The sequence below is a fragment of the Pseudomonas vranovensis genome, from assembly GCF_040438935.1.
Lineage (GTDB): Bacteria > Pseudomonadota > Gammaproteobacteria > Pseudomonadales > Pseudomonadaceae > Aquipseudomonas > Aquipseudomonas vranovensis.
This window is the reverse complement of sequence record NZ_CP159259.1, coordinates 5,373,661-5,400,127: the sequence shown is the minus strand read 5'-3', so window position 1 is coordinate 5,400,127 and position 26,467 is coordinate 5,373,661. Positions and strand designations below refer to the sequence as shown.

Genomic DNA, 26,467 nt, shown 5'->3' with positions numbered 1-26,467 from the left:
GCAGGAAGCCTGTCATGAACCTATTAGAAGAACACCAGCAAACCGACCTCGAACAGCTGGTCAACCTCAGCCGTCGCCGTTTCATCGGAGCCGGCGCCCTGTGCGGGGCCGCCCTGTTCCTGAGCGGCAATCTGCTCAGCCGCAGCGTCATGGCCGCCAGCGTCGGCGCCGCCAACAGCAGCTTGCTTGGTTTCACCGGCATTCCGGCTGCGAGCGCCGACAGCATCAGCCTGCCGCCGGGCTACAAAGCCTCGGTGCTGATCAGTTGGGGCCAGCCCTTGCACGCAGACTCGCCGGCCTTCGATGTGTCAGGCAATGGCAGCGCCAAGGCCCAGGAACTGCAGTTTGGTGACAACAACGACGGCATGAGCCTGTTCCCCTTCCCAGGTGACGACAACCGTGCGCTGATGGCGATCAACAACGAATACACCAACTACCGCTACCTGTTCGCCCACGGTGGTCAGCCGACCTCGGCAGAAGAGGTGCACAAGGCCCAGGCGGCCGAAGGCGTCTCGGTGATCGAGGTCAAGCGCAGCAACGGCCAGTGGCAGTTCGTCCAGGGTTCACCCTACAACCGGCGCATCCACGGCAACACGCCCATTCGCGTCAGCGGCCCTGCCGCAGGCGATGCCTTGCTTAGAACCGCAGCAGACAACAGCGGCCGCAAAGTGCTGGGCACCTTCCAGAACTGCGCCAACGGCAAGACGCCGTGGGGCACCTACCTGACCTGCGAAGAGAACTTTACTGATTGCTTTGGCAGCAGCGACACAGCGCAGGCGTTTGATGCCGGACAGAAACGCTACGGCGCATCGGTCACCGGCAAAGAGGTGGGCTGGCATCAACATGACCCGCGCTTCGACCTGGCAAAGAATCCCAATGAGCTGAACCGTCATGGGTGGGTGGTGGAAATCGATCCGTTCGATCCAGATTCAACGCCGGTCAAGCGCACCGCGCTGGGTCGCTTCAAGCACGAGAACGCCGCCCTTGGCGAAACCGGCGATGGCCGAGCAGTGGTCTACATGGGCGACGATGAACGGGGCGAGTTCATCTATAAGTTCATCAGCCGCGACCGCATCGATCACAAGAACCCCAGCGCCAACCGTAATCTGCTCGACCACGGCACCCTGTATGTCGCCCGCTTCGACGATGGCGACAACAATGCCGATCACCCGCGTGGCAAAGGCCAATGGCTGGAGCTGAGCCACGGCAAGAATGGCCTGAACGCCGCCAATGGTTTTGCCAGCCAGGCCCAGGTGCTGATCCACGCCCGCCTGGCCGCCAGCCAGCTCAAGGCCACGCGCATGGACCGCCCGGAGTGGATCGTGGTCAGCCCCAAGGATGGCCAGGTCTATTGCACCCTGACCAACAACGCCAAACGCGGCGAAGAAGGCCAACCGGCCGGCGGCCCCAACCCAAGGGAGAAAAACCTCTACGGGCAAATCCTGCGCTGGCGTGAAACCGAGGATGACCACGGCGCCATGAGCTTTGACTGGGACCTGTTCGTTGTCGCCGGCAACCCCTCCGTGCATGCGGGCGACGCCAAGGGCGGATCAAGCAACATCACCCCGCAGAACATGTTCAACAGCCCGGATGGCTTGGGTTTCGATGCCGATGGCCGGCTGTGGATTCTCACTGACGGCGATTACAGCAATGCCGGCGACTTCGCCGGCATGGGCAACAACCAGATGCTCTGTGCCGACCCGGTGAGTGGCGAGATCCGTCGCTTCATGGTCGGCCCCGTGGCCTGTGAAGTGACCGGCATCGCCTTTGCCCCAGACCATCGCACCCTGTTCGTTGGCATTCAGCACCCAGGCGAAACCGGGGGCTCGACCTTCCCGGATCATCAGCCCAACGGCAAGCCGCGCTCATCGGTCATGGCCATCAGCCGAGAAGATGGCGGCATCGTCGGCACCTGACCTCCGCACAAAAACCTCTGTAGGAGCGGCGGTGCGACGTCTCGACTTGCCCCGCGAAAGCGATATCCCAGACACAACGCTATCGCGGGGGCAAGTCAAGACGTCGCAGCGCCGCTCCCACAAGGATGTGAGGTACCATGCCTGCATGATGCGGCCACCTGCCGCACAGCAGGAGCGAACATGTCCCACCCCTTCGAAACACTGACCCCCGACCTGGTCCTCGACGCCGTGGAAAGCATCGGCTTTCTCAGCGATGCCCGTGTGCTGGCACTCAACAGCTACGAGAACCGCGTCTACCAGGTAGGCATCGAAGGGAGCGAGCCGCTGATTGCCAAGTTCTACCGCCCGGATCGCTGGACCGATGCGGCAATCCTCGAAGAGCACAGCTTTACCGCCGAACTGGCTGAATGCGACGTGCCTGTGGTGGCACCCCTTATCCACAGCGGCGAAACCCTGTTCGAGCACAGCGGCTTTCGCTTCACCCTGTTCCCCCGCCGCGGCGGCCGCGCACCGGAACCAGGCAACCTGGACCAGCTTTATCGCCTCGGGCAACTGCTGGGTCGTTTGCATGGTGTGGGCGCCACACGCCCCTTCGAGCACCGTGAAGCCCTGGCAGTGGATAACTTTGGCCATGCCTCACTGAACACCCTGCTTGAAGGCAATTTCGTGCCCAAGAGCCTGCTGCCGGCGTTCGAATCGGTAGCCCGCGACCTGCTCAAGCAGGTCGAAGCCGTATATGCCAACACCCCGCACCAGACCATCCGCCTGCACGGTGACTGCCACCCCGGCAACATGATGTGCCGTGACGAGGTGTTTCACATCGTCGACCTCGACGACTGCCGCATGGGCCCAGCCGTCCAGGACCTGTGGATGATGCTCGCCGGCAGCCGCCAGGAGCGCCTTGGGCAATTGGCCGAACTGATGGATGGCTACAACGAGTTCCATGATTTCGATCCGCGCGAACTGGCACTTATCGAGCCGTTGCGCGCCCTTCGCCTGCTGCACTACAGCGCCTGGCTGGCACGCCGCTGGGATGACCCGGCGTTCCCGCGCAGCTTCCCCTGGTTTGGCCAGGAGCGTTATTGGGGCGATCAGATCCTTGCCCTGCGTGAGCAGATGGCTGCCCTGGATGAAGAGCCACTGAAATTGTTCTGATGCGCGGGCCAGACTGTCTACAATAGCCACTGCTTTTAGTTAGCTGCCTAAGCAAGGAATCTGCATGCACGCCGCCAACCCGCGCCGCGGGTACATCCTGGGCCTGAGCGCCTACATCATCTGGGGCTTGTTCCCCCTCTACTTCAAAGCGCTGCAAAGCGTGCCCGCCGTAGAAATCATCGTTCACCGGATACTCTGGTCGGCGCTGTTCGGCTCATTGTTGCTCTTGGTGTGGAAGCACCCGGGCTGGTGGCGTGAACTGCGCGAAAACCCCAAGCGCCTCGCCATACTGGCATTGAGCGGCTCGTTGATTGCCGGCAACTGGCTGACCTATGTGTGGTCGGTAAACAATGGCCGGATGCTCGAAGCCAGCCTGGGCTACTACATCAACCCGCTGATCAACGTGCTGCTGGGCATGTTGTTGCTCGGCGAGCGGCTAAGAAGGCTGCAATGGGTGGCGGTCGGGCTGGCGGCGATCGGTGTGGCGCAGCAGGTCTGGCAGGTGGGCAGCTTGCCCTGGGTTTCGCTGGTGCTGGCGCTGAGCTTCGGCTTCTACGGCCTGATCCGCAAGCAGGCGCCGGTCGCGGCCCTGCCCGGGCTTGTGGTGGAAACCTGGATGCTGGTACCCCTCGCCATCGGCTGGCTGCTGCTCAACCCCTTGGCCGCCAGCGCCCAGCCAAGCTTCTACAGCAGCACCGAAGCGCTCTGGCTGATGGCTGCAGGACCGGTTACGCTGATCCCGCTGGTGTGTTTCAACGCCGCCGCCCGGCATCTGCCCTACACTACTTTGGGCTTCTTGCAGTACCTGGCGCCCACCCTGGTATTGCTGCAAGCCGTGCTGCTGTTCGGTGAACACCTGTCGAGCAGCACCCTGGTTGCCTTCATGTTTATCTGGGCGGGCCTGGCCCTCTACAGTGTCGACGCCTGGCTGAGTTTGCGCCGGCGCAGCTGATCAAAAAACACACAAACCGCTGTAGGCCACGTAATACGTGGCCTACAGCAACCTCTCCCAAGGTTATCCACACCCTCATCCCCGCGCTTTGTGCACAAGCCACTGATTATTGGTGATTTTTTGCTCAGTTGCGGCTAAGCCACGGCCTGCAAGGGCTGGCGCCGGCTTCCCCCAGCTTATCCACAGGCCGGTCCCCGGCAAAACGGGATAACTATTCTTCCGGACGCAGTTTGAGTTCCACCATCAAATCGTCGGCCAGCGCCTCGAGCTTGACCTGCAGGCTATCCAGGGACAACGTCAGCGGCATGGCCAGCAGGGCATCGGCATGGAACAGTGGCTCGCTGCTCATCGGTGCCGGCCGCACATCGGTGGTAAAGCGCTCGAGGTTGACCCCTTGCTCGGCCAACAGTCGGGTAATGTCACGCACAATGCCGGGGCGGTCGTTGCCCACCAGTTCCATTGCGATCGGCTTCCAGGTACACGAAGGCTCAATGCCGCTTTCGGCGATCAGCACGCGGATGTCGTACTTGCCCAGGGCCTGTAGCGCCTCGACCAGTTCGTCATAGGACTCCGCCGGCACCGCCACCCGCAGGATCCCGGCAAATTGCCCGGCCATGCGCGACATGCGACTCTCCAGCCAGTTACCGTTATGCTCGGCAATGCACTCGGCGATACGCTCGACCTGGCCTGCCTTGTCCGGGGCGATTACTGTCAATACGAGATGATCCACGCGCCTTACCTCTGCTGGTTGCCGTTGGACGCCCGAAAATCAAGGGCGCGCAGAAAGTATAGGCAAGGCGCGGCAACCTGCCGCAGCTGGCCTTCAGAACAAATCGTGTACTGTTTCAAGATTTATCTGGAACAATCTGCCACTTTTTTGAGAACATACTGTCTCCCAGCGTGACCCTCTGCGACCAAATGGTCGCAGAACGACGTATTTAGTCTGATTTTCACAACCGCAGCGCATCATGTAGTATGCCGCAGCGCGGACTACAAAACGTCGAATCGATGTCTGCCAAAGGCGCCTGTGAAAATACGCAACCGCTCGCCAGCCCGTCTGGCGGGCCGCACCCAGTCGCCCAGAGGGCAAGTTCTGGTGCCGTGTTTAGAGAAGCGCGCAAGGCTTAAATAGAAGAGCTGAATAGCTGAGCAGAGTGAGGCAAGCAATGACTGAACACGTTCAAGTCGGTGGCCTTCAGGTCGCCAAAGTCCTGTTCGACTTCGTGAACAACGAAGCCATTCCCGGAACCGGCGTCAACGCCGAGCAGTTCTGGGTGGGGGCAGAAAAACTCATCAATGACCTCGCTCCAAAGAACAAAGCACTGCTGGCCAAGCGTGACGCACTGCAGGCGCAGATCGATGCCTGGCACCAGGCGCGCAAAGGCCAGGCTCACGATGCCGTGGCTTACAAAGCCTTCCTCCAGGACATCGGATACCTGCTGCCAGAAGCTGCAGACTTCCAGGCCTCGACCCAGAACGTCGATGACGAAATTGCCCGCATGGCAGGCCCGCAGCTGGTTGTGCCAGTGATGAATGCGCGCTTTGCCCTGAACGCCTCCAACGCCCGTTGGGGCTCGCTGTACGATGCCCTGTACGGCACCGACGCCATCAGCGAAGAAGGTGGCGCGGAAAAAGGCAAAGGCTACAACAAGGTCCGTGGCGACAAGGTAATCGCCTTCGCCCGCGCCTTCCTCGACGAGTCCGCGCCACTGGCTGCCGGCTCCCATGTCGATTCCACCGCTTACCGTATCGAAGGCGGCAAGCTGGTCGTTGCCCTCAAGGGCGGCAGCAACAGCGGCCTTCGCAATGACGCGCAACTGATCGGCTACCAGGGCGATGCCTCGGCACCGACCGCTATCCTGTTCAAGCACAACGGCCTGCATTTCGAGATCCAGGTCGATGCCAGCACCCCGGTTGGCCAGACCGACCCGGCCGGTATCAAGGACGTGCTGATGGAAGCCGCCCTCACCACCATCATGGACTGCGAAGACTCCGTCGCCGCCGTCGATGCCGATGACAAAGTGGTGATCTACCGCAACTGGCTGGGCCTGATGAAAGGCGACCTGTCCGAACGCGTCAGCAAGGGCGGCCAGACCTTCACCCGCACCATGAACCCGGACCGCGAATACACCGCGCCCAACGGTGGCTCGGTTACCCTGCACGGTCGTTCGCTGCTGTTCGTGCGTAACGTCGGTCACTTGATGACCATCGACGCCATCCTCGACAAGGACGGCAACGAAGTGCCGGAAGGCATCCTCGATGGCCTGGTCACCAACCTGGCGGCGATCCACAACCTCAACGGCAACACCAGCCGCAAGAACAGCCGCACCGGTTCCGTGTACATCGTCAAACCGAAGATGCACGGCCCCGAAGAAGCGGCGTTCACCAACGAGCTGTTCGGTCGCATCGAAGACGTGCTGGGCCTCAAGCGCAACACCCTGAAGGTCGGCATCATGGACGAGGAGCGCCGTACCACGGTCAACCTCAAGGCCTGTATCAAGGCTGCCAGCGAGCGCGTGGTGTTCATCAACACCGGCTTCCTCGACCGCACCGGTGATGAAATCCACACCTCCATGGAAGCCGGCGCCGTCGTGCGCAAGGGCGCCATGAAGACCCAGAAGTGGATCGGCGCCTACGAGAACTCCAACGTCGATATCGGCCTGGCTACCGGCCTGCAAGGCCGCGCCCAGATCGGTAAAGGCATGTGGGCCATGCCGGACCTGATGGCCGACATGCTCGAGCAGAAGATCGCTCACCCGCTGGCCGGTGCCAACACCGCCTGGGTTCCGTCGCCGACCGCCGCCGCGCTGCACGCGCTGCACTACCATAAGGTCGACGTGTTCGCCCGCCAGGCCGAGCTTGCCAAGCGCGCCCCGGCGTCGGTTGATGACATCCTGACTATTCCGCTGGCCACCGACACCAACTGGTCGGAAGAAGAAAAGCGCAACGAGCTGGACAACAACGCCCAGGGCATCCTTGGCTATGTCGTGCGCTGGATCGACCAGGGCGTGGGTTGCTCGAAGGTACCGGACATCAATGATGTCGGCCTGATGGAAGACCGCGCCACCCTGCGTATCTCTGCGCAACTGCTGGCCAACTGGCTACGCCACGGTATTGTCACCGAGGCCCAGGTACTGGAAAGCCTCAAGCGCATGGCACCGGTGGTCGACAAGCAGAACGCCAACGACCCGCTGTACCGCCCGCTCGCACCAGACTTCGACAACAACATCGCCTTCCAGGCGGCGGTCGAACTGGTCGTCGAAGGCACCAGGCAGCCAAACGGCTACACCGAGCCAGTGCTGCATCGTCGTCGTCGTGAGTTCAAGGCCAAGAACGGTCTGTAAGTGAACAATCGCGGGGCAAGTCGAGACATCGCACCGCCGCTCCTACGGGAGCAGGCTTGCCCCGCGATCATTTGATTCCCAGCTCCCTGCGCACCAGCACCATCAAACGTTCCAGATCGATCGGCTTGAGCAGGAAGTCGACGACACTCAAGTGCATCGCCGCAATGGCGTCTGGCACATCGGCATCGCCGGACACAATAATGATCGGCAACGCTGCTTTATCCGATTCGCGAATCTGCCGAATCAACTCCAGCCCATCGAAGGGCTCCATGCGCAAATCCGTAATCAACAAGCCAATGTCCCGCTCGCCGTTCAGGCACGCCAACGCCCGCTCGGCATTCTGCGCGGTCAGACACTGGATGCCTCTGCTCTTGAGGTAACTGGCGAGAGCTTCACGGGCCTGTTGATTGTCATCGACGATCAATACCTTCTGCGGCCCAGCAGTGGGCGCAGTCACTGCCGCCAGTGCTTCACGCTCGGCGTCACTCAGTATGTCGTCTTGGTCAGGCATGGCCGTCTCGTTGAAAAACGCTCGAAAAATTTCCCTTGAATCAAGTTCAGACCGCTTTTGATCGGCTTGCAACCCACCGTCGACGAGAATTTGACACCCGTCGTAATTCTCACCCTGGCCGTCGCACCATTTAGACTTACGTCCAATGGGCACTGGACGCCTGGCATCCGACCATGAAAGCCGAAAACAACAAGGCCGGCGCCCCATGTGCCGACACAAAAGACGCGGTAAATGTTCATGAGCAAAATGGACGCCTTCGCCCAGGCAGGAAAGACTGCAGTACTGCAGAACATCCAAGGGACCCTGCAGTTTCTGCAACGCTTTCCACCGTTCAACCTGATGGAAAACGCCCACCTGGCGTTTTTGGTGGAGCAGTGCCAGCTGCGCTTCTATGCAGCCAAAGACAGCATCATCAAGCCCAGCGACGGCCCGGTTGAGCACTTTTACATCGTCAAGCAGGGGCGTGTGGTCGGTGAGCGCCAGCACGTGTCCCGCCCCGGCACCGAAACCACCTTCGAGATCGCCAGCGGCGAGTGCTTTCCGCTCGCCGCCCTGCTGGGCGAACGCGCCACCCGCACCGAACACCTCGCCGCCGAAGACACCTTCTGCCTGCAACTGAACAAGGCCGCGTTCATCCGCCTGTTCGCCCTGTCCGAAGCCTTTCGAGACTTCGCCCTGCGCGGCGTGAGCAGCCTGCTCGACCAGGTCAACCAGCAGGTCCAGCGCCGTGCGGTAGAAACCTTGGGCACCCAGTACTCACTCAACACCCGCCTGGGTGAACTGGCCATGCGCCACCCGGTGGTCTGCGACCGGCAAACACCACTGCGCGAAGCCGTGGCCCTGATGCATGAGCAACAAGTGGGCAGCATCGTGATCGTCGATGCCCAGCGCTTTCCCATCGGCATTTTCACCCTGCGCGATCTGCGCCAGGTGGTGGCCGATGCCAGCGCCGACTTCGCCCAGCCCATTGGCGGCCACATGACCGCCAATCCGTTCTACCTGAGCCCGCAGGCCAGTGCATTCGACGCGGCCATCGCCATGACCGAACGGCACATCGCCCACGTCTGCCTGGTCGACGACAAGCGCCTGTGCGGCGTGGTCTCCGAGCGCGACCTGTTCTCGCTACAACGGGTCGACCTGGTACACCTGGCGCGAACCATCCGCCATGCCACCCGTATCGAAAGCCTGGTATCGCTGCGCGGCGAAATCGGCCAGTTGGTCGAGCGCATGCTGGCCCATGGCGCGTCGTCAACGCAGATCACCCAGATCATCACCCTGCTCAACGACCACACCGTGTGCCGGGTGATCGAACTGGCCATCGAAGACAAGGGCGATCCCGGCATACCCTTCAGCTGGTTGTGCTTTGGCAGTGAGGGCCGCCGCGAACAGACCCTGCACACCGACCAGGACAACGGCATCATTTTCGAAGCCCGCGACGCGGCCCACGCCGCCGAGTTGCGGGGCCGCCTGCTGCCACTGGCCCAGCACATCAACCAGGGGCTGGCCCAATGCGGCTTTACCCTGTGCAAGGGCAACATCATGGCCGGCAACCCCGAGCTTTGCCTGTCCCGCGCCGAGTGGGCCCGACGCTTTGCTGCCTTCATCCGCGAGGCCACCCCGGAAAACCTGCTGGCATCGAGCATCTACTTTGACCTGCGCGTGGCCTGGGGCAATGAGGAGGCCTGTGAGCAACTGCGCCAGAGCATCCTTGAACAAGTGGCCGACAACCGTCTGTTCCAGCGCATGATGGCCGAGAACGCCTTGCGCCAGCGGCCACCGGTGGGACGTTTCCGCGAGTTCGTGCTAACCCGCAAAGGCAACGACAAAGCGGCCACACTCGACCTCAAGGTGCAGGGCCTTACGCCCTTCGTCGATGGCGCGCGGCTGCTCGCCCTGGCCAACGGCATCAGTGCCATCAATACCCTGGAACGCCTGCGCGAACTGGTTACCCGCGAAGTGATCGACCCGCTCGATGGCGCCGCCTATGAGGAGGCCTACCACTTCATCCAGCAGACCCGCATGCAGCAACACCAATTGCAGAGCCGCCAGAATCTGCCCTACTCCAACCGTGTCGACCCCGACAGCCTCAATCACCTGGACCGGCGCATCTTGCGCGAGTCCCTGCGCCAGGCCCAGCGCCTGCAAGGCAGCCTGGCCCTGAGGTATCAGCTGTGAGCCTGTTCGCCTGGCTACGACCGCGGCAGATCGAAGACAGCGTACGCCAACAGGTGAGCGAACTGCCCACACCGGCGCCCCTGAGCGAAGACACCCTGCGCCGTCAGCGCTGGGTGGTGCTGGATCTGGAAACCAGCGGCCTGAACACCAACCGCGACCAGGTGCTGTCCATCGGTGCGGTGGTGATCGAGGATGGCGCCATCGACTTCGGTCAACAGTTCGAGCGTACCCTCTACCAGCGCGATCACAAGCTCACCTCGAGTGTGCTGATTCATGGCCTGGGGCCCAGCGCCATCGCGGCCGGCTGTGACCCCGCCGATGCCCTGCTCGACTTGATGGCCTTTATCGGCGACAGTCCGGTGCTGGCCTTTCACGCGCCCTTCGACCAGCGCATGCTGACCCGGGCACTCAAAGACCACCTGGGCTATCGCCTGCAACATGTCTTCTTCGATATTGCCGAGCTTGCGCCCCTGCTCAACCCGCAGATCACCCTGCGCGAAGCCGGCCTGGATGATTGGACAGCCTGCTTCGGACTGGAGGCCATCGAACGCCACAATGCCAGTGCCGATGCCATGGTCACTGCGGAACTTGCCTTGGTTCTCTTCAGCCAGGCCCGCCGCCAGCAGCTCGACAGTCCGGTACTGCTCGACCAGCACCTGCAACGCTGGCGGCGCCGACGGCACCAGAGCCACGGTTTCTAGCGTCAACCGATGAGCGTCAATTGCGTTTAGCGAACACATTCTGCGACAATCGCGAATAATTCTCGTTAGTTAACGCATATTTTCGGGGAACGTCTTGTCGTCCGTGCAAAGCCCACACAGCGAGCTGGTCGGTACCCTCTACCGTGACCACCGCAGCTGGCTACTCGCTTGGCTGCGGCGCAACATCGTCTGCGCCGAGCGCGCCGAAGACCTGAGCCAGGACACCTTCGTGCGCCTGCTCGGGCGCGATGAGCTGCCTGCACCGCGCGAACCCCGGGCGTTTCTCCTGGCCATTGCCAAGGGCCTGTTGTTCGATCACTTTCGTCGTGCAGCCCTGGAGCAGGCCTACCTGGCCGAACTGATGCTGGTCCCTGAAGCCGAACAGCCCTCCCCGGAAGAACAACACCTGATCCTCGAAGACCTCAAGGCCATCGACCGCCTGCTCGGCAAGCTGTCGAGCAAGGCGCGCGCGGCCTTCTTGTACAATCGGCTCGACGGCCTGAACCACGCTGAGATCGCCGAGCGCCTGGGGGTTTCGGTTTCGCGGGTGCGCCAATACCTGGCCCAGGGCATGCGCCAGTGCTATATCGCCCTGTACGGTGAACCAACATGAACAACAAGCCGGTAAGCGCCCGGGTGCTCGACGCCGCGATCGCCTGGCAGCTGTGCCTTGACTCGGGCAGCGGCAGCAGCGAGGAACGCGCCGAGTTTGCCCGCTGGCACGCCGCCGACGAAGAACATGCCCGGGCCTGGAGGCAACTGGGCATGCTCGATCAACGCTTCAGTGCCGCGGCGGGTCCTGCACGCCAGGCCCTCCTGCAATCACGCACCGGCCTGCGCCAGCGCGTGCGCAAGCTGGGCCGCGGCGTGGCCAGCCTGGTGCTGGTGGCGGGCATGCTCAGTTGGGTCAGCGCGCACCAGTCGCTGGGCTACTGGCTGGCCGACCAGCGCACCGCCACCGGCGAGCAGCGCACCCTGCGTCTGACCGACGGCACGATGATCAGCCTCAACACCCACTCGGCGGTCGACATCCGCTTCGATGAGAAAGAACGCCTGATCGTGCTGCATGAGGGTGAAATCTCCATCGAAACCGGCCACAAGGACGACCGCCCGTTCGTGGTTGCCACCGAAGACGGACGCATGCGCGCCCTTGGCACGCGCTTCCTGGTCAAGCTGGAGGATGACGGCACCCGGCTGAGCGTACTGCAGTCAGCCGTGGCGGCACGCCCGCAGGACAGCGGTGACGAGCAGATCCTGCGTGAAGGCCAGCAAGTGCTGATGACCCATGATCAGCTCGGCCAGATCGCCGGCGTGAATATGGGTGCCGACGCCTGGACCCGCGGCATGCTGGTGGTCGACAACGTGCGCCTGAGCGAGCTGATCGACGAACTGGGCCGCTACCGCAGCGGCTACCTGAACGTTGCCCCGGAAGTGGCCGATCTGCGCATCACCGGCAGCTTCCCGCTCAACGACACCAACCTGGCCCTGACCTCGCTGCTGCCGACCTTGCCGGTGCAGATCGAGCAACACAGCCCATGGTGGGTCACGGTGGTGGCTCGCCAGTAATGCGGGGCAAACCTGCTTCTATTGTGGGAGCGGACTTGCCCCGCGAACCCTGCGCAATACAAATCAAAATAATTTTCACTAACCCCTGTCACTTTTCCCAACTCACTCGGCAAGGAAGCTAGTTAGCACTTATCCGTCGAGGAGCCGCTGCATGACCCGCGCTTTTGAAACTTTCCTGCGCCCCAGCCTGCTGGCCATGGCCATTGCCCTGTCCGCCCCGCTGGCGAGCAGCCCGCTGATCGCTGCCGAGCAGTCGGCGATGCGCAGCTACGACCTGCCCGCCGGTCCGCTGTCCAGCACCCTGAACCAGATCGCCAGCCAGGCCGGCATCGCCCTGAGCCTGGACCCGAGCCTGGCCGCAGGCCGCACCTCGGCGCCGGTCAAGGGCCAGTACAACGGCGCTGGCGCCCTGCAGGCAGCCCTGCGCGGCACCGGCCTGCAACTGCAGCAGAGCAGCGCGGGCACCTACAGCCTGATCGCTACCCCCGAGGGCACCTTGGCGCTGCCGGAAACCAGCATCAATGCCACCGGCGACTATGAAAGTGCCTGGGGGCCGGCCACCGGTTTCACTGCCACCCGCACCGCCGCAGGCACCAAGACCGATACGCCCATCGTTGAAATCCCGCGCTCGATGACAGTCATCACCCGCGAGCAACTGGATGACCGCCAGGTCCTCAACCTCAACGATGCCCTGCGCTACACCGCCGGCGTACAGAGCAGCGGCTATGCTTCCGACCCCCGCTCAGACTGGTTGCGCGTTCGCGGCTTCGACCCGACCCAGTTCCTCGACGGCCTGCCGCTGCCCAAGGGCTCGTTCGCCAACCCGAAAGTCGAACCCTGGAACCTTGAGCGCATCGCCGTGCTGCGCGGGCCAGCCTCCTCGGTCTACGGCCAGACCCCGCCCGGCGGCATGCTCGACATGGTCAGCCGTCGTCCGCAGGCTGAAAGCGCCCACCAGATCGAAGCTCAGGTGGGTAGCAACAACCATCGCCAATTCAATTTCGACAGCACCGGCAAGATTGATGATGAGGGCCAGTTCCTCTATCGCGTCAGCGGGGTGGTACGCGACAGTGACTCACCAACCGATCATGTTCCAGACAAGCGCTACAACATTGCGCCGAGCCTGACCTGGAATATGGATGAAGACACCAAGCTGACCTTCATCACCCAGTACACCCGGGACGATACCGGCATCTCTGGCCAGTTCCTGCCGCTGCAAGGTACCAAGCTGGACTCGCCCGCAGGTGACATCTCTCACCACAAGAACCTGGGCGACCCGGACTGGGAATTCTATGACCGCACTTACTACGCGCTCGGGTACGCCTTCGAGCATCGTCTGAACGATGTCTGGCAGTTCCGCCAGAACCTTCGCTACACCAAGAGCGACCTGTCGTTCCAGGGTATCAACGTAGCAACCATGAACAACGGCACCATCCAGCCCGATGGCACCGTCCCGCGTGAAACCGGCATCGTCAACGAAGACATCAGCCAGTTCGCCGTGGACAACAACTTCCAGGCCGACTTCCAGACTGGCGACCTGGCCCATACCCTGTTGATCGGCCTGGACCACCAGCGCTCGAACACCAACTACAAGTGGGATTACGGCCTGAGCTTCAGCGTGCCGCCAGGCAACGTAATCCGTCCACCGTACGGCCAGGACTTCTCCAACGTGTCGTACTTCACCATGTACGACTACGGCCAGAAGACCTACCAGACCGGCTTCTACGTCCAGGACCAGATCGCCCTGGACAACTGGCGCCTGACCCTGGGCGGTCGTGAAGACTGGGTACACACCGGCACCACTTTCCACAACCAGAACGATGCCACCAGCACCGAGCGCGACAAAGCCTTCACCGGCAACGTCGGCCTGAGCTACGTGTTCGACAACGGTGTCACGCCGTACGTCTCGTATACCGAGTCGTTCCAGCCGACCACCGGCGCCGCTGTCGCTGCCGCCGAATCGTTCAAACCGACCGAGGGGCGTCAGTACGAAGTGGGCGTGAAGTACCAGCCGGTGGGCAGCAAGAACCTGTATACCGCTGCCGTGTATGACCTGCGCCAGGAAAACGTCAAGGTTGCCGAAGGCAACATCACTCGCCAGGTCGGGGAACTGCAAGTACGCGGTCTCGAACTGGAAGCCACCACCCAGGTGACCGACAACCTCAAGCTGATCGGTTCCTACAGCTACACCGACACCGAAATACTCAAGGGTGCTGCCGGCGAAGAAGGCAACCGAATGGCACTGATCCCGCGTAACCAGGCAACCCTGTGGGCCGACTACACTTGGCACAACGGTGCGCTTGACGGCTTCGGCGTAGGCGGTGGCGTGCGCTATGTGGGTGACAACTACGGCAACACCACCAACACCGACCTGGGTTATGTCGGGTCCTACACGGTCTACGACGCCTCGGTACACTACGACCTGGGCCGCAAGGTCAGCACCCTCAAAGGCATGACCGTAGCCGTGGAAGCCAAGAACTTGTTCGATAAGGACTACCTGGCCAACTGCGATGGTTACTGGTGCTACTACGGTGACGAGCGCAACGTGGTCGCCAGCGTGAACTACAAGTTCTGATGAAAAGCCAGACCATACGCCGCTGGTCCTTCATCCACACCTGGACCAGCCTGATCTGCACCGTGTTCCTGCTGATGCTGGCGGTCACCGGCTTGCCGCTGATCTTCCACCACGAAATCGACCACCTGTTGGGCGATGCGCCGCAACTCAAGGAAATGCCGGCCGACACACCGAAGCTGGACCTCCAGCAACTGGTGCTCAAGGCCGAGGCACATCGGCCCGGCGAGGTGATGCAGTACTTCGGCTGGGATGAAGACGACAGTAACGGCGTGATCGCGATCATGGCTGCCACGGCCGGTACCGAGCCCAACTCGTCGCACACCTTCATGCTCGATGCCCGCACCGGCGATGCAGTGGAAATGCCCTCGGCCAATGGCGGCTTCATGCTGACCATGCTGCGCCTGCATGTGGACATGTTCGCCGGATTGCCCGGCAAGCTGCTGCTGGCGTTCATGGGCGTGCTGTTCGTGGTGGCGATCATCTCCGGCGTGGTGCTGTACTCACCGTTCATGCGTCGGCTCAAGTTCGCCACCGTGCGCCACGAGAAATCGCGGCGCCTGCGCTGGCTCGACCTGCACAACCTGATCGGCATCGTCACCCTGACCTGGGCATTGGTGGTGGGCGTGACCGGCGTTATCAGCGCCCTGTCGGACCTGGTCATCGCCGCATGGCGCAACGACAGCCTCAGCGCCATGGTCGCCCCCTACCGCGACGCCCCGCCCCTGACAGCGCTGGCGCCCGTCAGCCGCGTGCTGGACATCGCTGCCGAGGCTGCACCGGGCATGGTGCCGGACTTCATCGCCTTCCCGGGTACGCGCTTCTCCAGCGAGCACCATTACGCGGTGTTCATGAAAGGCGGTACCCACCTGACGGCGCACCTGCTGACACCGGTACTGATCGATGCGAGCACCCTGGCGGTCACCGCCGTGGGCGAACGGCCCTGGTACATGGATGCCATGGGGCTGTCACAACCGCTGCACTTCGGTGACTACGGTGGCCGCCCGATGCAGATCCTCTGGGCCGTGCTGGATGTGCTGACGATCATCGTACTGGGCAGTGGCGTGTACCTGTGGGTGGTTCGGCGCCGGGCTGCAGTGCCGGCAGCACAGGCGCAGGTGACGGGATGAAGCGCAAGTCATCAAGCCTGCGGTCGGTGTTCGGGGTGCCCGCACTGATCGCCCTGCTGGGTGCTGCAGGGTTGTTTGCGGCGTTGCTGGGGGATGGTTGGTGGGATGCCCTGGCCTGGGTCGGGCTGGGCTTGCCCGCCTGGTACAGCGTGCGGGGGTTTTGCAGGTAACTGCGGGGGCCGGCTTGCCGGCGATGGGGCCTGTGCAACCTGCAATCAGGGTTGACTGTATTACGCCTGCTTCGCCGCCGATCGCTGGCAAGACCAGCCCCCACAAGGCGCTGGCTTGCCCCGCGATCATTTCACAGCTTGGGCAAACACTCATCCAGGCGCTTGTGCAGCGCACTGCCGCTTGGCCAGTTACGCAGCAGACGCGCCCGGTCGCGGGCAAAAGCCGCGGCAAAGCTGAGGTGGGTCGCATGCTGGCACATGGCGTCAAGGTCGATCAGCGACCATTGGCCATCCTGCCAGAACAGGTTATGCCCCTTCATGTCGCCATGGCTGATGCGCTCATGGATCAGTTGCGACAACAGCGCCTGCAGGGCCTGCAGCTGCGCCTCAGGCACCTCGCCACTCTCGACGTAAGGCGTAAAGCATTCGATCAGGTCCGGCCCGTCGGCGTACTCGGTCACCAGGTAGGCACGGCTGCGCAAGCCCATGAAGCGCAGCTCCTGCACCGCCAGCGGCTTGGGTGTGGCAATGCCGAGAAACTCCAGGCGATGTCCTTCGATCCACGAGTGCCAGGCCCGGCTCGGGCGCCAGAAGCGCTTGAACCAGTGGGCGGTATTCTTGATGTTGTAGCGCTTGAGCACCAACGACCGCCCATCCACCTCAACCCGCGCCACACTGGCCGCGCCGCCGGTCTTGTACAGGTGGCCCTGGTCGATCAGCGTGTCGGCCTGCTCCAGCACCGGCAGCAAGGCCCGCGCTTCGTTGCGACGGATCGAACGCAGGCCCGAGGGGCTGCGTTCCACACTGAACAGCGTGCACTCGCGCCCGGCCTTTTCCAGATAATCCTTCAGGCGCCAGCTGCGCACCTTGTCGATCTGCTTCTGCAGCGCTTCGAGCGGCAAGGCATGTTCGGCATTGGCCAGCAGGTAGTGCACCAGCAGCTCTTCAATGAACGGCTCCAGGCGTTTGGGCAACTGGGCAAACAGCACGCCCAGGTTCTGCAGCACCTGCGGGCGCGACAGCGGCGCGCCCAGGGTTTCGGCCTTGATACCGGCACCGTCGATCAGGTACAGCTGGCCGTTATGGCTCAGCAGGTTGTCCAGGTGCAGGTCTTCCTGCCACAGGCCCTTGGCGTGCATCTGCGCCACGGCCGCCAGGGCTTCGCCCAGCACCGCTTGCTGCTCATCGGCCAGGGGCGGCAAGGCTTCGACTTCAGCCCAGGCATCGGCAAGGCTTTGCGAGCCTTCGAGGAATTCGAATAGCAGCCAGCCACCCTCGCCTTCGCGCAAGCCATCGGCCAGCAATAGCGGTGTGGTCAGGCCTTGGTCGGCAAGCAGGCGCGCACCTTCTAGCTCACGTTGAAAATGCCGTGCTGCACTGCTGCCTACCAACAACTTGGCAAGCACCGGTTTGCCACGCCACACCCCGGCGCCCACATAGCGCTGCCCGGGCAGCACCCGCAGCAGGCTGAGCAGCTGCAGATCGGCACTACCGGCCGCATCGGCCAGGGTAATGGTCAGGGGCAGGTCCGGGCTGCGCCCGGCATCCTTGAGTTCGGACAAACGCATCAGCGAGCCTCTTTCTCACGGCGGCGGCGCGTAAGGCGCTGCAGCCAGGTATCGACCAGCGGGCTGTCGGCGGGCTGGTCCAGGTAGGACGACAGCATCACGCGTACTTCAGCTTCGCTCCAGACCGGCGCCCGACGCAACAGCGGCTCAAGGTCCTTGAGCCGGTCGCGCATGCCCAGCAGCAATGGCCGGGTTTTTTCCAGGTCGATCAATTGCGCCTGCCAGCCATCGCTGCGGGCACGCAGGAAGATATGTTTGGGGTAGAAACAGCCATGCACCTGGCTAGCTGCGTGCAGGGTGCGTGCAAGCAATCCGCAGGCGCGCAGGATGCCCTGGCGCTGGCCGATGTCCAGCTGCGGCCATTGGCCGAGCAGACCGTCGAGGTCGCTCCAGTCATCCAGGGCGCGGGTCATCAGGATGGCCCGGCGTTCGCCGTCGATCTTGCGCTCGCCGTAGTACACCGCCTGCAACGCCGGAATCCCCAGCTTCTGGTAGCGGCTGATATTGCGGAACTCACGGGCAAAGGTCGGCTCGCCGAACGGGCTGTGCAGCGTACGGGTCAAGTAGTCGCTCTGACGCTTGAGGTAGTAGCCCTTGCCCTCCAGCTCCAGACGGAACACGCTGCTCCAGCCGCCACGACCGGTGTTGGGTTCATCCACCGCATCCAGTTGCAGCGCCCAGAGTTGGTCGAAGCCGTTCAGGCCATGGCGCTCGAGCAGCGCCACGTCGGCACTGGCCAGGAAATCAGTCATTCGCGTCCCTCGAAAAACGTCACGACGTGCCGGATGCGGCGCTTGTCCGATTCATTCAGGCGCTCACGCCCGCGGTACTGCAGGTAGAAACGCAGGCGCTGGGTAGCCGACAGGTGATACTTGGCCACCTTGTCCAGGCAGGCCAGGTCTTTGGTGATCCGGTAGCGCAACATGAAACCCCACCAGAAATCGCCGGTAGGGCAGTCGATGAAGAATAGCGTGGCCTGGTCATCCACCAGCAGGTTGCGCCACTTCAAGTCGTTATGAGTGAAGTGGTGATCGTGCATCACCCGAGTGTGCCGGGCCAACTGGCGGCTGATGTGATCGACCCAGCCTCGCTGGGCCAGGCGCGGGTCCTTGCGCTCGGCCAGTGCCGAGAGGTCTTCGGTACGCGGCAACTCACGGGTGATCATCGCCCCGCGACCAAAGGCCAGGCCCTTGCGCTCCAGGCCCCAGGCCACCACCTCGGCGGTAGGAATGTCCCACTTGGCGAACTGCTTGAGGTTCTGCCACTCGGCCTTGATGCGCGGGCGCCCCAGGTAACGGCGCAGGCCCTTGCCGGCACCGATGTAACGCTTGACGTAGTAGTTGACCCCGCCGCGCTCGACGCGAATCACTTCGCTCAGCGGGTCGTGGGTCAGGCGCTCGCCCTTGAGGGCGAAGACCGCCTCGATACTGCCAAAATCCGCCGCCAGCGCCTGGTAATCAGGCTCCAGTGTCCAACCCGCCATCAGAGCGCGTCCCCGTATCGTTGTTTACGCTCGTAGAGCTTCTGCGCCTTGCCTTCGAGCCAGCTCAGCAAGGCCGCTTCCTCAGCCAGGATCTGGCGCAGCGGCTGCTGGAAATAACCGCGCAGGAAGCGCAGCTTGTCACGCCGGGTCAGGCCGATGTCCAGCGCCGAGAAATACAGCGCCGCCAGATCCTTGTTGCGCCAGCGCCGCGAAATGGTGGCACGGGTCTGGGCGCGGTGCAGGTCGATGACCGACAGCTTGAAGTCATCGGCCGTCACTTCACGGTCGGTGTGCAGCAGGAAATGGCAGATGTAGCAGTCGCGGTGATTGACCCCGGCGCGGTGCATCATGCCGGTCATGCGCGCCACTTCGGCAATCAGCGCACGCTTGAGGCGCGGTGCCGGCGGCTGCTTGACCCAGTCGATGCTGAAGTCTTCCAGGCTGATGGTCGGCGCCAGCTCTTCGGTGACGATGAACGAATGCTGCGCCGCCGGGTTGCTGCCCCGCTCGCCGTAGGCCACGGCGGTCATGGTCGGTACACCCACCTGGTGCAAACGCTCGATGGCCTGCCACTCCTGGCCGGCACCGAGCACCGGCAGCTTGGCGGTGAACAGGTTCTTGAAGATTTCGCCCCAGCCGATGCCACGGTGGATCTTGACGAAATAGCCCTGTCCCTCGACTTCGGTGCGAAGGGTGCGGCGCCCCTCCAGCTCGCGGTAAACCTGCCCTTGCAGGCCCTCCACGGCATCGAAGGCATCGCGCCCGGCCCACAGGCGCTTGAACGGCTCGGCGAGTATCAGTTTCATGTGCGCTCCGGGGCCAGAATCACATCGGCAGCATGCTCGGGCATGCTGTAGAGGTCGGCGGTATCGGCAAAGGCCAGGCCATTACGCGCCCAGTCGGCGCGGGCGGCGTCATCTTCGAGCATGCGCTGCAGGTACTGGTTGAGCTGCTCTTGCTCGAACGGCTCATCGAGCACCAGGCCACTGTCGGCCTCGGCAATGTAATGGGCATAGCCACACACGGCCGACACCAGCACCGGCAAGCCTGCGACCAGCGCTTCGAGCAGCACGGTGCCGGTGTTTTCGTTGTAGGCAGGGTGAATCAGCAGGTCGGCACCAAGCAGAAAACGCGGGATATCGCTGCGTCCTTTCAGGAACTGCACCTGATCGCCCAGGCCCAACGTCGCGCTTTGCAACTGGAACACCTTGGGGTCGTCCTGGCCAATCACCATCAACCGGGTGCGCTTGCGCAGCGCAGGCGGCAGTGCGGCCAGGGCCTTGAGGCTACGGTCGACACCCTTGGTCTTGAAGCCGGAGCCGATCTGCACCATCAGTAACTGATCGTCTTTCAGGTCGAACTCGCGACGGAACTCGGCGCGAATCTCGGCAGCATTGGCCGGTGCCCGGCGATCCTGGGAGATGCCCGGTGGCAGCAGGTGGAAGCGCTCCAGCGGGGTGTCATAGTGCTTGATGAACAGCGGCTGCTGGACTTCGGAAATCATCAGGACTTCGGTCTTGGCGTCCTTGGCGAACACCGCCCGCTCGTACTCGGCAAAGTGCCGGTAGCGGCCCCAGCGCCGGTACAGCGGATTGCGCAGGGTTTGCGCCTTGTCTTCGAAGCAGCCGTCGGCGGCGTAGTAGACATCCAGCCCCGGCATCTTGTTGAAGCCGATCAGGCGGTCCACCGGACGCTTGGCCAGGTCGGCTTCCATCCAGGCGCTGAGTTTCTCGTTGCGACGATGGTTGAACAGCGCCTTCACCGGCGCCACCAGTACTTCGAAGCCCTCAGGCACCTCGCCTTCCCAGATCAGCGTGTAGACGCGGATCTTGTGGCCACGGCGCTGGCACTCCAGGGCAATGCGCATGAAGTCGCGCTGCAGCCCGCCGAAGGGGAAATATTTGTAAAGCACAAAAGCCAGTTGCATCAACGAACATCCTCAGCCAGCAGCAACGCGCGCAATTGGCTCGCCACACGCTCGGGATTCAGGCGAGTGAAGCACAGTGGCCACTCGCGTTTGAGATCGAACCGGCGCTGATCATCAGCGCTCGGTTTATATGTGCATTTCTTCTGCAGGCAGGGCGCGCAGGCAAAGTCGCTGGCCAGGTGTACCTGGGACTTGCCATAGGCACCGGTCAGGCCCGGGTTGGTAGGGCCAAACAGTGACAGGGTCGGCACATCCAGTGCCGCCGCCAGATGGCCCAGGCCGGTATCGACGGCGACACAGGCCTTGGCAGCGGCCAAGACGCGAGCGACACCAACCAGGTTCAACTTGGGGAGTACCTGGCAATTGTTCAAGCCCTTGGCGATGCGCTCGGCCCGGGCCTGCTCGGCCGGGTTGCCCCAGGGCAGGCGCACCTCGAGCCCTTGCTGGCCCATCCGCTCGGCCAACTGGCGCCAGTAAGCCTCGGGCCAGTGCTTGGTGTCCCAGGTGGTGCCGTGCAGGAAAACCACAAAAGGTGCGGCCGGGGGCAGTTGCAGGCGGTTCAGATCCAGGCCGTAGTCGCCCAGGCCAGCCGGCAGGTCATAGCCCAGGGCCAGGCCGAACAGTTGGCGCACCCGCTCCACCGCATGCTGCCCGCGGGCCACCGACAAGCGCCGGTCGTAGAAGCGGCTGGACAGCCCTTCGCGCGCCGAATAGCGGTCAAGCCCGGCTACCGGCGCCTTGACGTAGCGCGTCAGCCAGGCCGACTTCACCAGGCCCTGGGCGTCGATCACCAGGTCGTACTTGGTTTCTCGCAGGCGCTGCTTGAACTGGCGCCATTCGCCGTTCTTGAAGGTCTGCCAGAGGTTCTTGCGCCAGCGGCGGATCGCCACCGGGATAACCTTGTCCACCGCTGGGTGCCAGCTGGGGATCTCGGCAAAGCCTTCCTCGACCACCCAGTCGAAGCGAATGCCTGGGATCGCCCGGGCCGCATCGGTCAGCGCCGGCAGCGCATGAATCACATCCCCCAGAGACGAGGTCTTGATCAGCAGTACCCGCACTTAATCGACCTCGGCCATGACATCAACAAGGGTCGGGCCATCGAGGCGCTGCAGTGCCGCCACGACCGCCTCCGGCTCAAGCTGGCGCAGGCAGTTGTAATGGCCGAAGCGGCAGGTGCGGTCAAAGCAGGGGCTGCACTCGATGCCCAGGCGCACCACTTCGACCTGATCGGCCAGCGGTGGGGTGAAACCAGGCGAGGTCGAGCCGTACACGGCCACCAGCGGACGATTGAGCGCGGCGGCCACATGCATCAGGCCCGAATCGTTGGACACCACGGCATCGCTGCACGACAGCAGGTCGATGGCTTCGGCCAACGACGTTTCGCCACTGAGGTTGGTGGCTTCTTCGCGCAGGCCGGGAATCAGCCGCTCGCGGATCGACTCACCCACGGCATGGTCGTTCTTCGAGCCGAACAGCCACACCTGCCACCCTTCGCGAATCTTGACCTCGGCGACCTTGGCGTAGTGCTCAGACGGCCAGCGCTTGGCTTCGCCGAACTCGGCACCCGGGCACAGCGCCAGCACCGGACGGTCCAGGGCCAGGCCGAACTTGGCCAGGGCCGCATCGCGGCTGGCCGCTTCGATCTGCAGGCTCGGGCGGGGATAGGGTTTGGGCAACTCGGCGCCAGCCGGATAGGCAAGCGCCATGAAGCGCTCGATCATCAGCGGGTAGCGCGCCTTGTCGAGCTTGCGCACATCATTGAGCAGGCCGAAGCGCAGCTCGCCGCGCCAGCCGGTACGCTTGGGAATGCCGGCAAAGAACGGCACCAGCGCCGACTTGAGCGAGTTGGGCAGCAAGATGGCCTGGTCGTACTGACCGGCCAGGGACTTGCCGATACGCCGGCGGGTTGCCAGTTCCAGTGCCCCGTGACCGAGCGGAAAGCTCAAGGCCTGGCGCACTTCAGGCATGCGCTCGAGGATCGGCCGGCTCCACTCGGGGGCCAGCACGTCGATCACACACGCCGGGTGTTGTTGCTTCAGGCAATGGAACAGGGTCTGCGCCATTACCATGTCGCCCACCCAGCTGGGGCCAATGATCAAAATTCTCATGCTTTATCCAGAAACGATCAGGGAGGCTACAGACTGTCCGCGAACCGCCTGGCCTCCCCTCTTTATATTCAGGCTATATGTCGACCAGTGTACGCCACTCGGGCTGTAGTGTGGTCCTGGCAGGCTCCCTGCCGCCTGATTCGCCTGGTTCAACTGCTCATGTCAGACCCAGTTCGCCCCAGATCCGCCGTACCTCGCGACGCTCTTGCACAAACTGTCCGGCATCGATCACCCCCGCCTGCTTCTGCAGCGCCTGACGGTGCGCGGCGGAACGAAACGCCTTGTACACCTCGCGCAGCAGCACCGCATCGCTGGCCGGCATCAATCCGGCTTGTTCAAGCTCTTCGAGGATACGAATGTTATCGGTCCAGCGCAGTATCGCCGGATGGTCGTGAGACCAGGCCAAAGCGGCGTATTGCACCATAAATTCGATATCGACGATACCACCGGCATCCTGCTTGATATCGAAGGGCACACCCGCATCAAAGGCATTGGCGCCAGTACCGGCGGCGCTGAGTTTGGTGCCCAGGTTGTCGCGCATCTTGGCGCGCATTTCGCTGACCTCTGAACGCAGCTTGGCCAGGTCCTGAGCCTGGCCCAGCACCCGCGCCCGCACCTCTTCAAAGGCCTTGCCCACCTGCGGGCAGCCCGCCAGTACGCGCGCCCGAACCAAGGCCTGATGCTCCCAGGTCCAGGCCTCGTTCTGCTGATAGCGCTCGAAGGCACCCAGCGAGCTGACCAGCAGGCCCGACGCACCGGAAGGGCGCAGGCGCATGTCCACGTCGTAGAGCTGCCCGGAGTTGGTCTGGGTGGTCAGCAGGTGAATGATGCGCTGGCCCAGGCGCGTGAAGAACTGGGCGCTGTCGATCGGCTTGGCGCCGTCGGTTTCGGCTTGTGGGTCGCCGTCATGGATGAACACCAGGTCCAGGTCCGAGCCATGGCCGAGCTCGATACCGCCGACCTTGCCGTAGCCAACAATAATAAAGCCCGGATCACATAGGCTGCCGTCGCTGCGCTTGGGCTGGCCATGGCGCGCCACGGTCTGGCGCCAGGCCAGGGCCAGCACCTGGTTGAGGATGGCTTCGGCCAGCCAGGTCAGGTAATCGCTGACCTTCATCAGCGGCAGGTTGCCGGCGATTTCCGAAGCGGCCACCCGCAGGCTGTGGGCCAGCTTGAAGTGACGCAACGCCTCCATCTGTTGTTCCAGATCGTCCTCGGGAATGCGCGTGAGCCGTTCGCGCAATTCAGCCGCCAGTTCCGGCGCCTGGGGCGGGCTGAACAGGCGACCTTCATTAAGCAGTTCGTCCAGCAGCAACGGGAAGCGGGTGATCTGCTCGGCAATCCATGGGCTTGCCGCGCACAGGGTCAACAAGCGACGCAGCGCCCCCGGGTTCTCGGTAAGCAACACCAGATACGCCGAACGCCGCGCCACTGCTTCTACCAGCGGCAGCACCCGTTCCAGTACCAGGTCCGGGTCGGCATGTTCCACCGCCTGCGCCAGCAGGCGTGGAATAAAGGCATCCAGACGCTCGCGCCCCAACCGCTGCATGGCGCGCAACTGCGGGCTGGCGCGCAGGCCGGCCAATTGCTTGAGGGCCTTGCCCGGGTCGGCAAAACCGGCGTCTTCCAGTTGGCGGCAGGCGGCCTCTTCATCCTGGGCTTCTTCCCAGAGCGGCAACCACTCGCCGCCGACAATCACTTCACCCTCTTCGCTTTCATCTTCATCCGGGTCGGCGATCACCTGGCGGAAGTGCCAGTCGACGCGTCCGCGCCAGTGCATCAATTGCGCATGGAAGCTGGCCCAATCGGCAAAGCCGAGCATGAAGGCGATGCGAGCACGGTCCAGTTCATCGTCGGGCAGCATCTGGGTCTGACGGTCGGCGATAGCCTGGATGGCGTGTTCGGTATAACGCAAGAATTCGTAGCCTTCACGCAGCTCGGCGATTACCACCGGCGGCAGGTAGCCCTGGCCTTCCAAGGTGGCGAGCACCTTGAGCAAGGGCCGCTGCTGCAGGCTCAGGTCGCGCCCACCGTGGATCAACTGGAATGCCTGGGCGATGAATTCGACCTCGCGAATGCCGCCGGCCCCCAGTTTGATGTTATCGGCCATGCCCTTGCGCCGCACTTCCTGCTGGATCAGCTGCTTCATGGTGCGCAGCGCTTCGATCGCCGAGAAGTCCAGGTAACGCCGGTAAACGAAGGGGCGCAGCATATCCAGCAACTGCGCACCGGCGACCTGATCGCCTGCCACCACCCGCGCCTTGATCATCGCGTAGCGTTCCCAGTCGCGGCCCTGGTCCTGGTAGTACTGCTCCAGTGCATTGAAGCTGAGCACCAGGGCGCCGGCCGAGCCGTAGGGGCGCAGGCGCATGTCGACGCGGAACACAAAACCATCGACGGTGATCGGGTCCAGGGCCTTGATCAGCCGCTGGCCCAGTCGGGTGAAGAACTCCTGGTTGTCCAGCGAGCGCTTGACCCCCTCGGTTTCGCCGCCCTCAGGGAAGGCGAAGATCAGGTCGATGTCCGACGACAGGTTCAGTTCCACCGCACCGAGCTTGCCCATGCCCAGGACCACCATGTGCTGCGGCTGGCCGCTGCGATGGCCGATGGGTGTGCCGAACTGCTGGCAGTGGCGTGGATACAGCCAGTTGTACGCCTGGTCGATGGAGGCATCGGCGAGGTCCGACAGGTCACGGCAGGTCTGCACCAGGTCGGCCTGGCGGTTCAGGTCACGCCAGATAATCCGCACCTGCTGGCGGCTGCGCTGGCGACGCAGATTGCGGGCCAGTTCGTCTTCAGTCTCGGCGACCTGGGTTCCAGCTTTGATCTGCGCGCACAGTTCACCCGGGGCGAAGGCGCGGTCCAACTCACCGCTCGTCTCCAGTTCGATCAACATGGTCGGGTCACGCAGGCTTTGCTCGAGGACAAAATCGCTCGCCGCCGCGACCCGGGCAAACTGCGCCCAGCGCTCTGGCGCCCAGTGTTCAAGCGACAGCTCAGGCTGCTGGGCCACGGCACCGCGCAGCGATTGTTCGTTACGGCTGACCAGCGGCGCGAGGGTGGCTGGCAGATCGACCAGCGAAGGCAGGCTCATGGTCTATCCTTGATCGGCGAGAAAAGATTGGCAGCGATTGGGCGAAGGAACCCGGGCCACGGTTGGACTGTCGTACAAAAGTTAGAAATAGCTGA

At 63.2% G+C, this 26,467-nt stretch carries 21 protein-coding genes; 11 read left to right on the top strand and 10 right to left on the bottom strand.

Annotated elements, in window-relative coordinates; all coding sequences use genetic code 11:
• The first annotated feature begins 14 nt into the window (after window positions 1-14).
• From ABVN19_RS24910 to rarD, 3 genes are all read left to right on the top strand, one after another.
• Window positions 15-1,916 carry a PhoX family phosphatase gene (locus ABVN19_RS24910; RefSeq protein WP_105641452.1) on the top strand — a complete coding sequence of 634 codons (1,902 nt, stop codon included), beginning with the start codon at window positions 15-17 and terminating at the stop codon, window positions 1,914-1,916.
• A 180-nt stretch (window positions 1,917-2,096) separates the two neighbouring features.
• Complete coding sequence (locus tag ABVN19_RS24905; protein ID WP_105641451.1) at window positions 2,097-3,071, top strand: serine/threonine protein kinase; 975 nt, start codon at window positions 2,097-2,099, stop codon at window positions 3,069-3,071.
• A gap of 64 nt (window positions 3,072-3,135) precedes the next feature.
• On the top strand, window positions 3,136-4,023 hold the full coding sequence (rarD, locus tag ABVN19_RS24900; RefSeq protein ID WP_028942194.1) for an EamA family transporter RarD: 888 nt from the start codon (window positions 3,136-3,138) through the stop codon (window positions 4,021-4,023).
• 211 nt (window positions 4,024-4,234) lie between these two features.
• On the opposite strand, the gene ABVN19_RS24895 is transcribed toward rarD, so the two are convergent.
• Window positions 4,235-4,753, bottom strand: a complete 519-nt coding sequence (locus ABVN19_RS24895) for a glycine cleavage system protein R (protein ID WP_028942195.1) — start codon at window positions 4,751-4,753, stop codon at window positions 4,235-4,237.
• A 436-nt stretch (window positions 4,754-5,189) separates the two neighbouring features.
• Here ABVN19_RS24895 and ABVN19_RS24890 point away from each other — a divergent pair, with 436 nt between their 5' ends.
• On the top strand, window positions 5,190-7,367 hold the full coding sequence (locus ABVN19_RS24890) for a malate synthase G (RefSeq protein ID WP_105641450.1): 2,178 nt from the start codon (window positions 5,190-5,192) through the stop codon (window positions 7,365-7,367).
• 67 nt (window positions 7,368-7,434) lie between these two features.
• On the opposite strand, the gene ABVN19_RS24885 is transcribed toward ABVN19_RS24890, so the two are convergent.
• Entirely contained in the window at window positions 7,435-7,878 is a 444-nt protein-coding gene (locus ABVN19_RS24885; protein ID WP_028942197.1) for a response regulator, read from the bottom strand.
• Window positions 7,879-8,115: 237 nt separating this feature from the next.
• Between ABVN19_RS24885 and ABVN19_RS24880 the strand changes: the two genes are divergently transcribed.
• From ABVN19_RS24880 to ABVN19_RS24850, 7 genes are all read left to right on the top strand, one after another.
• Window positions 8,116-10,053: a DUF294 nucleotidyltransferase-like domain-containing protein gene (locus tag ABVN19_RS24880; protein WP_028942198.1), complete on the top strand. Its 1,938-nt coding sequence runs from the start codon at window positions 8,116-8,118 to the stop codon at window positions 10,051-10,053.
• Window positions 10,050-10,754 (top strand): 3'-5' exonuclease, encoded by a 705-nt coding sequence (locus tag ABVN19_RS24875; protein WP_105641449.1) that lies wholly within the window; start codon window positions 10,050-10,052, stop codon window positions 10,752-10,754. Before ABVN19_RS24880 ends, ABVN19_RS24875 begins: the two co-directional genes overlap by 4 nt.
• Window positions 10,755-10,848: 94 nt before the next feature.
• A complete protein-coding gene (locus ABVN19_RS24870; RefSeq protein WP_028942200.1) occupies window positions 10,849-11,367 on the top strand; it encodes an RNA polymerase sigma factor in 519 nt (172 codons plus the stop codon).
• Window positions 11,364-12,320 carry a FecR family protein gene (locus tag ABVN19_RS24865; RefSeq protein WP_105641448.1) on the top strand — a complete coding sequence of 319 codons (957 nt, stop codon included), beginning with the start codon at window positions 11,364-11,366 and terminating at the stop codon, window positions 12,318-12,320. The genes ABVN19_RS24870 and ABVN19_RS24865 overlap by 4 nt, the downstream gene beginning before the upstream one ends.
• Window positions 12,321-12,471: 151 nt before the next feature.
• Window positions 12,472-14,895, top strand: coding sequence for a TonB-dependent siderophore receptor (locus ABVN19_RS24860; RefSeq protein ID WP_105641447.1), 2,424 nt, complete (start codon window positions 12,472-12,474; stop codon window positions 14,893-14,895).
• Window positions 14,895-16,022: a PepSY-associated TM helix domain-containing protein gene (locus ABVN19_RS24855; protein WP_028942203.1), complete on the top strand. Its 1,128-nt coding sequence runs from the start codon at window positions 14,895-14,897 to the stop codon at window positions 16,020-16,022. Before ABVN19_RS24860 ends, ABVN19_RS24855 begins: the two co-directional genes overlap by 1 nt.
• A complete protein-coding gene (locus tag ABVN19_RS24850; RefSeq protein WP_167332092.1) occupies window positions 16,019-16,192 on the top strand; it encodes a hypothetical protein in 174 nt (57 codons plus the stop codon). The genes ABVN19_RS24855 and ABVN19_RS24850 overlap by 4 nt, the downstream gene beginning before the upstream one ends.
• A gap of 131 nt (window positions 16,193-16,323) precedes the next feature.
• On the opposite strand, the gene ABVN19_RS24845 is transcribed toward ABVN19_RS24850, so the two are convergent.
• From ABVN19_RS24845 to glnE, 8 genes are all read right to left on the bottom strand, one after another.
• Window positions 16,324-17,760 (bottom strand): lipopolysaccharide kinase InaA family protein, encoded by a 1,437-nt coding sequence (locus ABVN19_RS24845; RefSeq protein ID WP_028942204.1) that lies wholly within the window; start codon window positions 17,758-17,760, stop codon window positions 16,324-16,326.
• Window positions 17,760-18,512: a lipopolysaccharide kinase InaA family protein gene (locus tag ABVN19_RS24840; RefSeq protein ID WP_028942205.1), complete on the bottom strand. Its 753-nt coding sequence runs from the start codon at window positions 18,510-18,512 to the stop codon at window positions 17,760-17,762. The genes ABVN19_RS24845 and ABVN19_RS24840 overlap by 1 nt, the downstream gene beginning before the upstream one ends.
• The gene (locus ABVN19_RS24835) at window positions 18,509-19,243 is read right to left on the bottom strand and encodes a lipopolysaccharide kinase InaA family protein (RefSeq protein WP_028942206.1); all 735 of its coding nucleotides are present in this window, start codon (window positions 19,241-19,243) and stop codon (window positions 18,509-18,511) included. The genes ABVN19_RS24840 and ABVN19_RS24835 overlap by 4 nt, the downstream gene beginning before the upstream one ends.
• Complete coding sequence (gene rfaP / locus ABVN19_RS24830) at window positions 19,243-20,049, bottom strand: lipopolysaccharide core heptose(I) kinase RfaP (protein ID WP_105641446.1); 807 nt, start codon at window positions 20,047-20,049, stop codon at window positions 19,243-19,245. The genes ABVN19_RS24835 and rfaP overlap by 1 nt, the downstream gene beginning before the upstream one ends.
• A complete protein-coding gene (locus tag ABVN19_RS24825) occupies window positions 20,046-21,170 on the bottom strand; it encodes a glycosyltransferase family 4 protein (RefSeq protein ID WP_028942208.1) in 1,125 nt (374 codons plus the stop codon). The genes rfaP and ABVN19_RS24825 overlap by 4 nt, the downstream gene beginning before the upstream one ends.
• Window positions 21,170-22,228, bottom strand: a complete 1,059-nt coding sequence (waaC, locus tag ABVN19_RS24820; protein WP_028942209.1) for a lipopolysaccharide heptosyltransferase I — start codon at window positions 22,226-22,228, stop codon at window positions 21,170-21,172. Before waaC ends, ABVN19_RS24825 begins: the two co-directional genes overlap by 1 nt.
• On the bottom strand, window positions 22,229-23,278 hold the full coding sequence (waaF, locus tag ABVN19_RS24815) for a lipopolysaccharide heptosyltransferase II (RefSeq protein ID WP_028942210.1): 1,050 nt from the start codon (window positions 23,276-23,278) through the stop codon (window positions 22,229-22,231). It lies immediately after the preceding gene.
• 157 nt (window positions 23,279-23,435) lie between these two features.
• A complete protein-coding gene (gene glnE / locus ABVN19_RS24810) occupies window positions 23,436-26,372 on the bottom strand; it encodes a bifunctional [glutamate--ammonia ligase]-adenylyl-L-tyrosine phosphorylase/[glutamate--ammonia-ligase] adenylyltransferase (protein ID WP_105641445.1) in 2,937 nt (978 codons plus the stop codon).
• Window positions 26,373-26,467 lie beyond the last annotated feature (95 nt).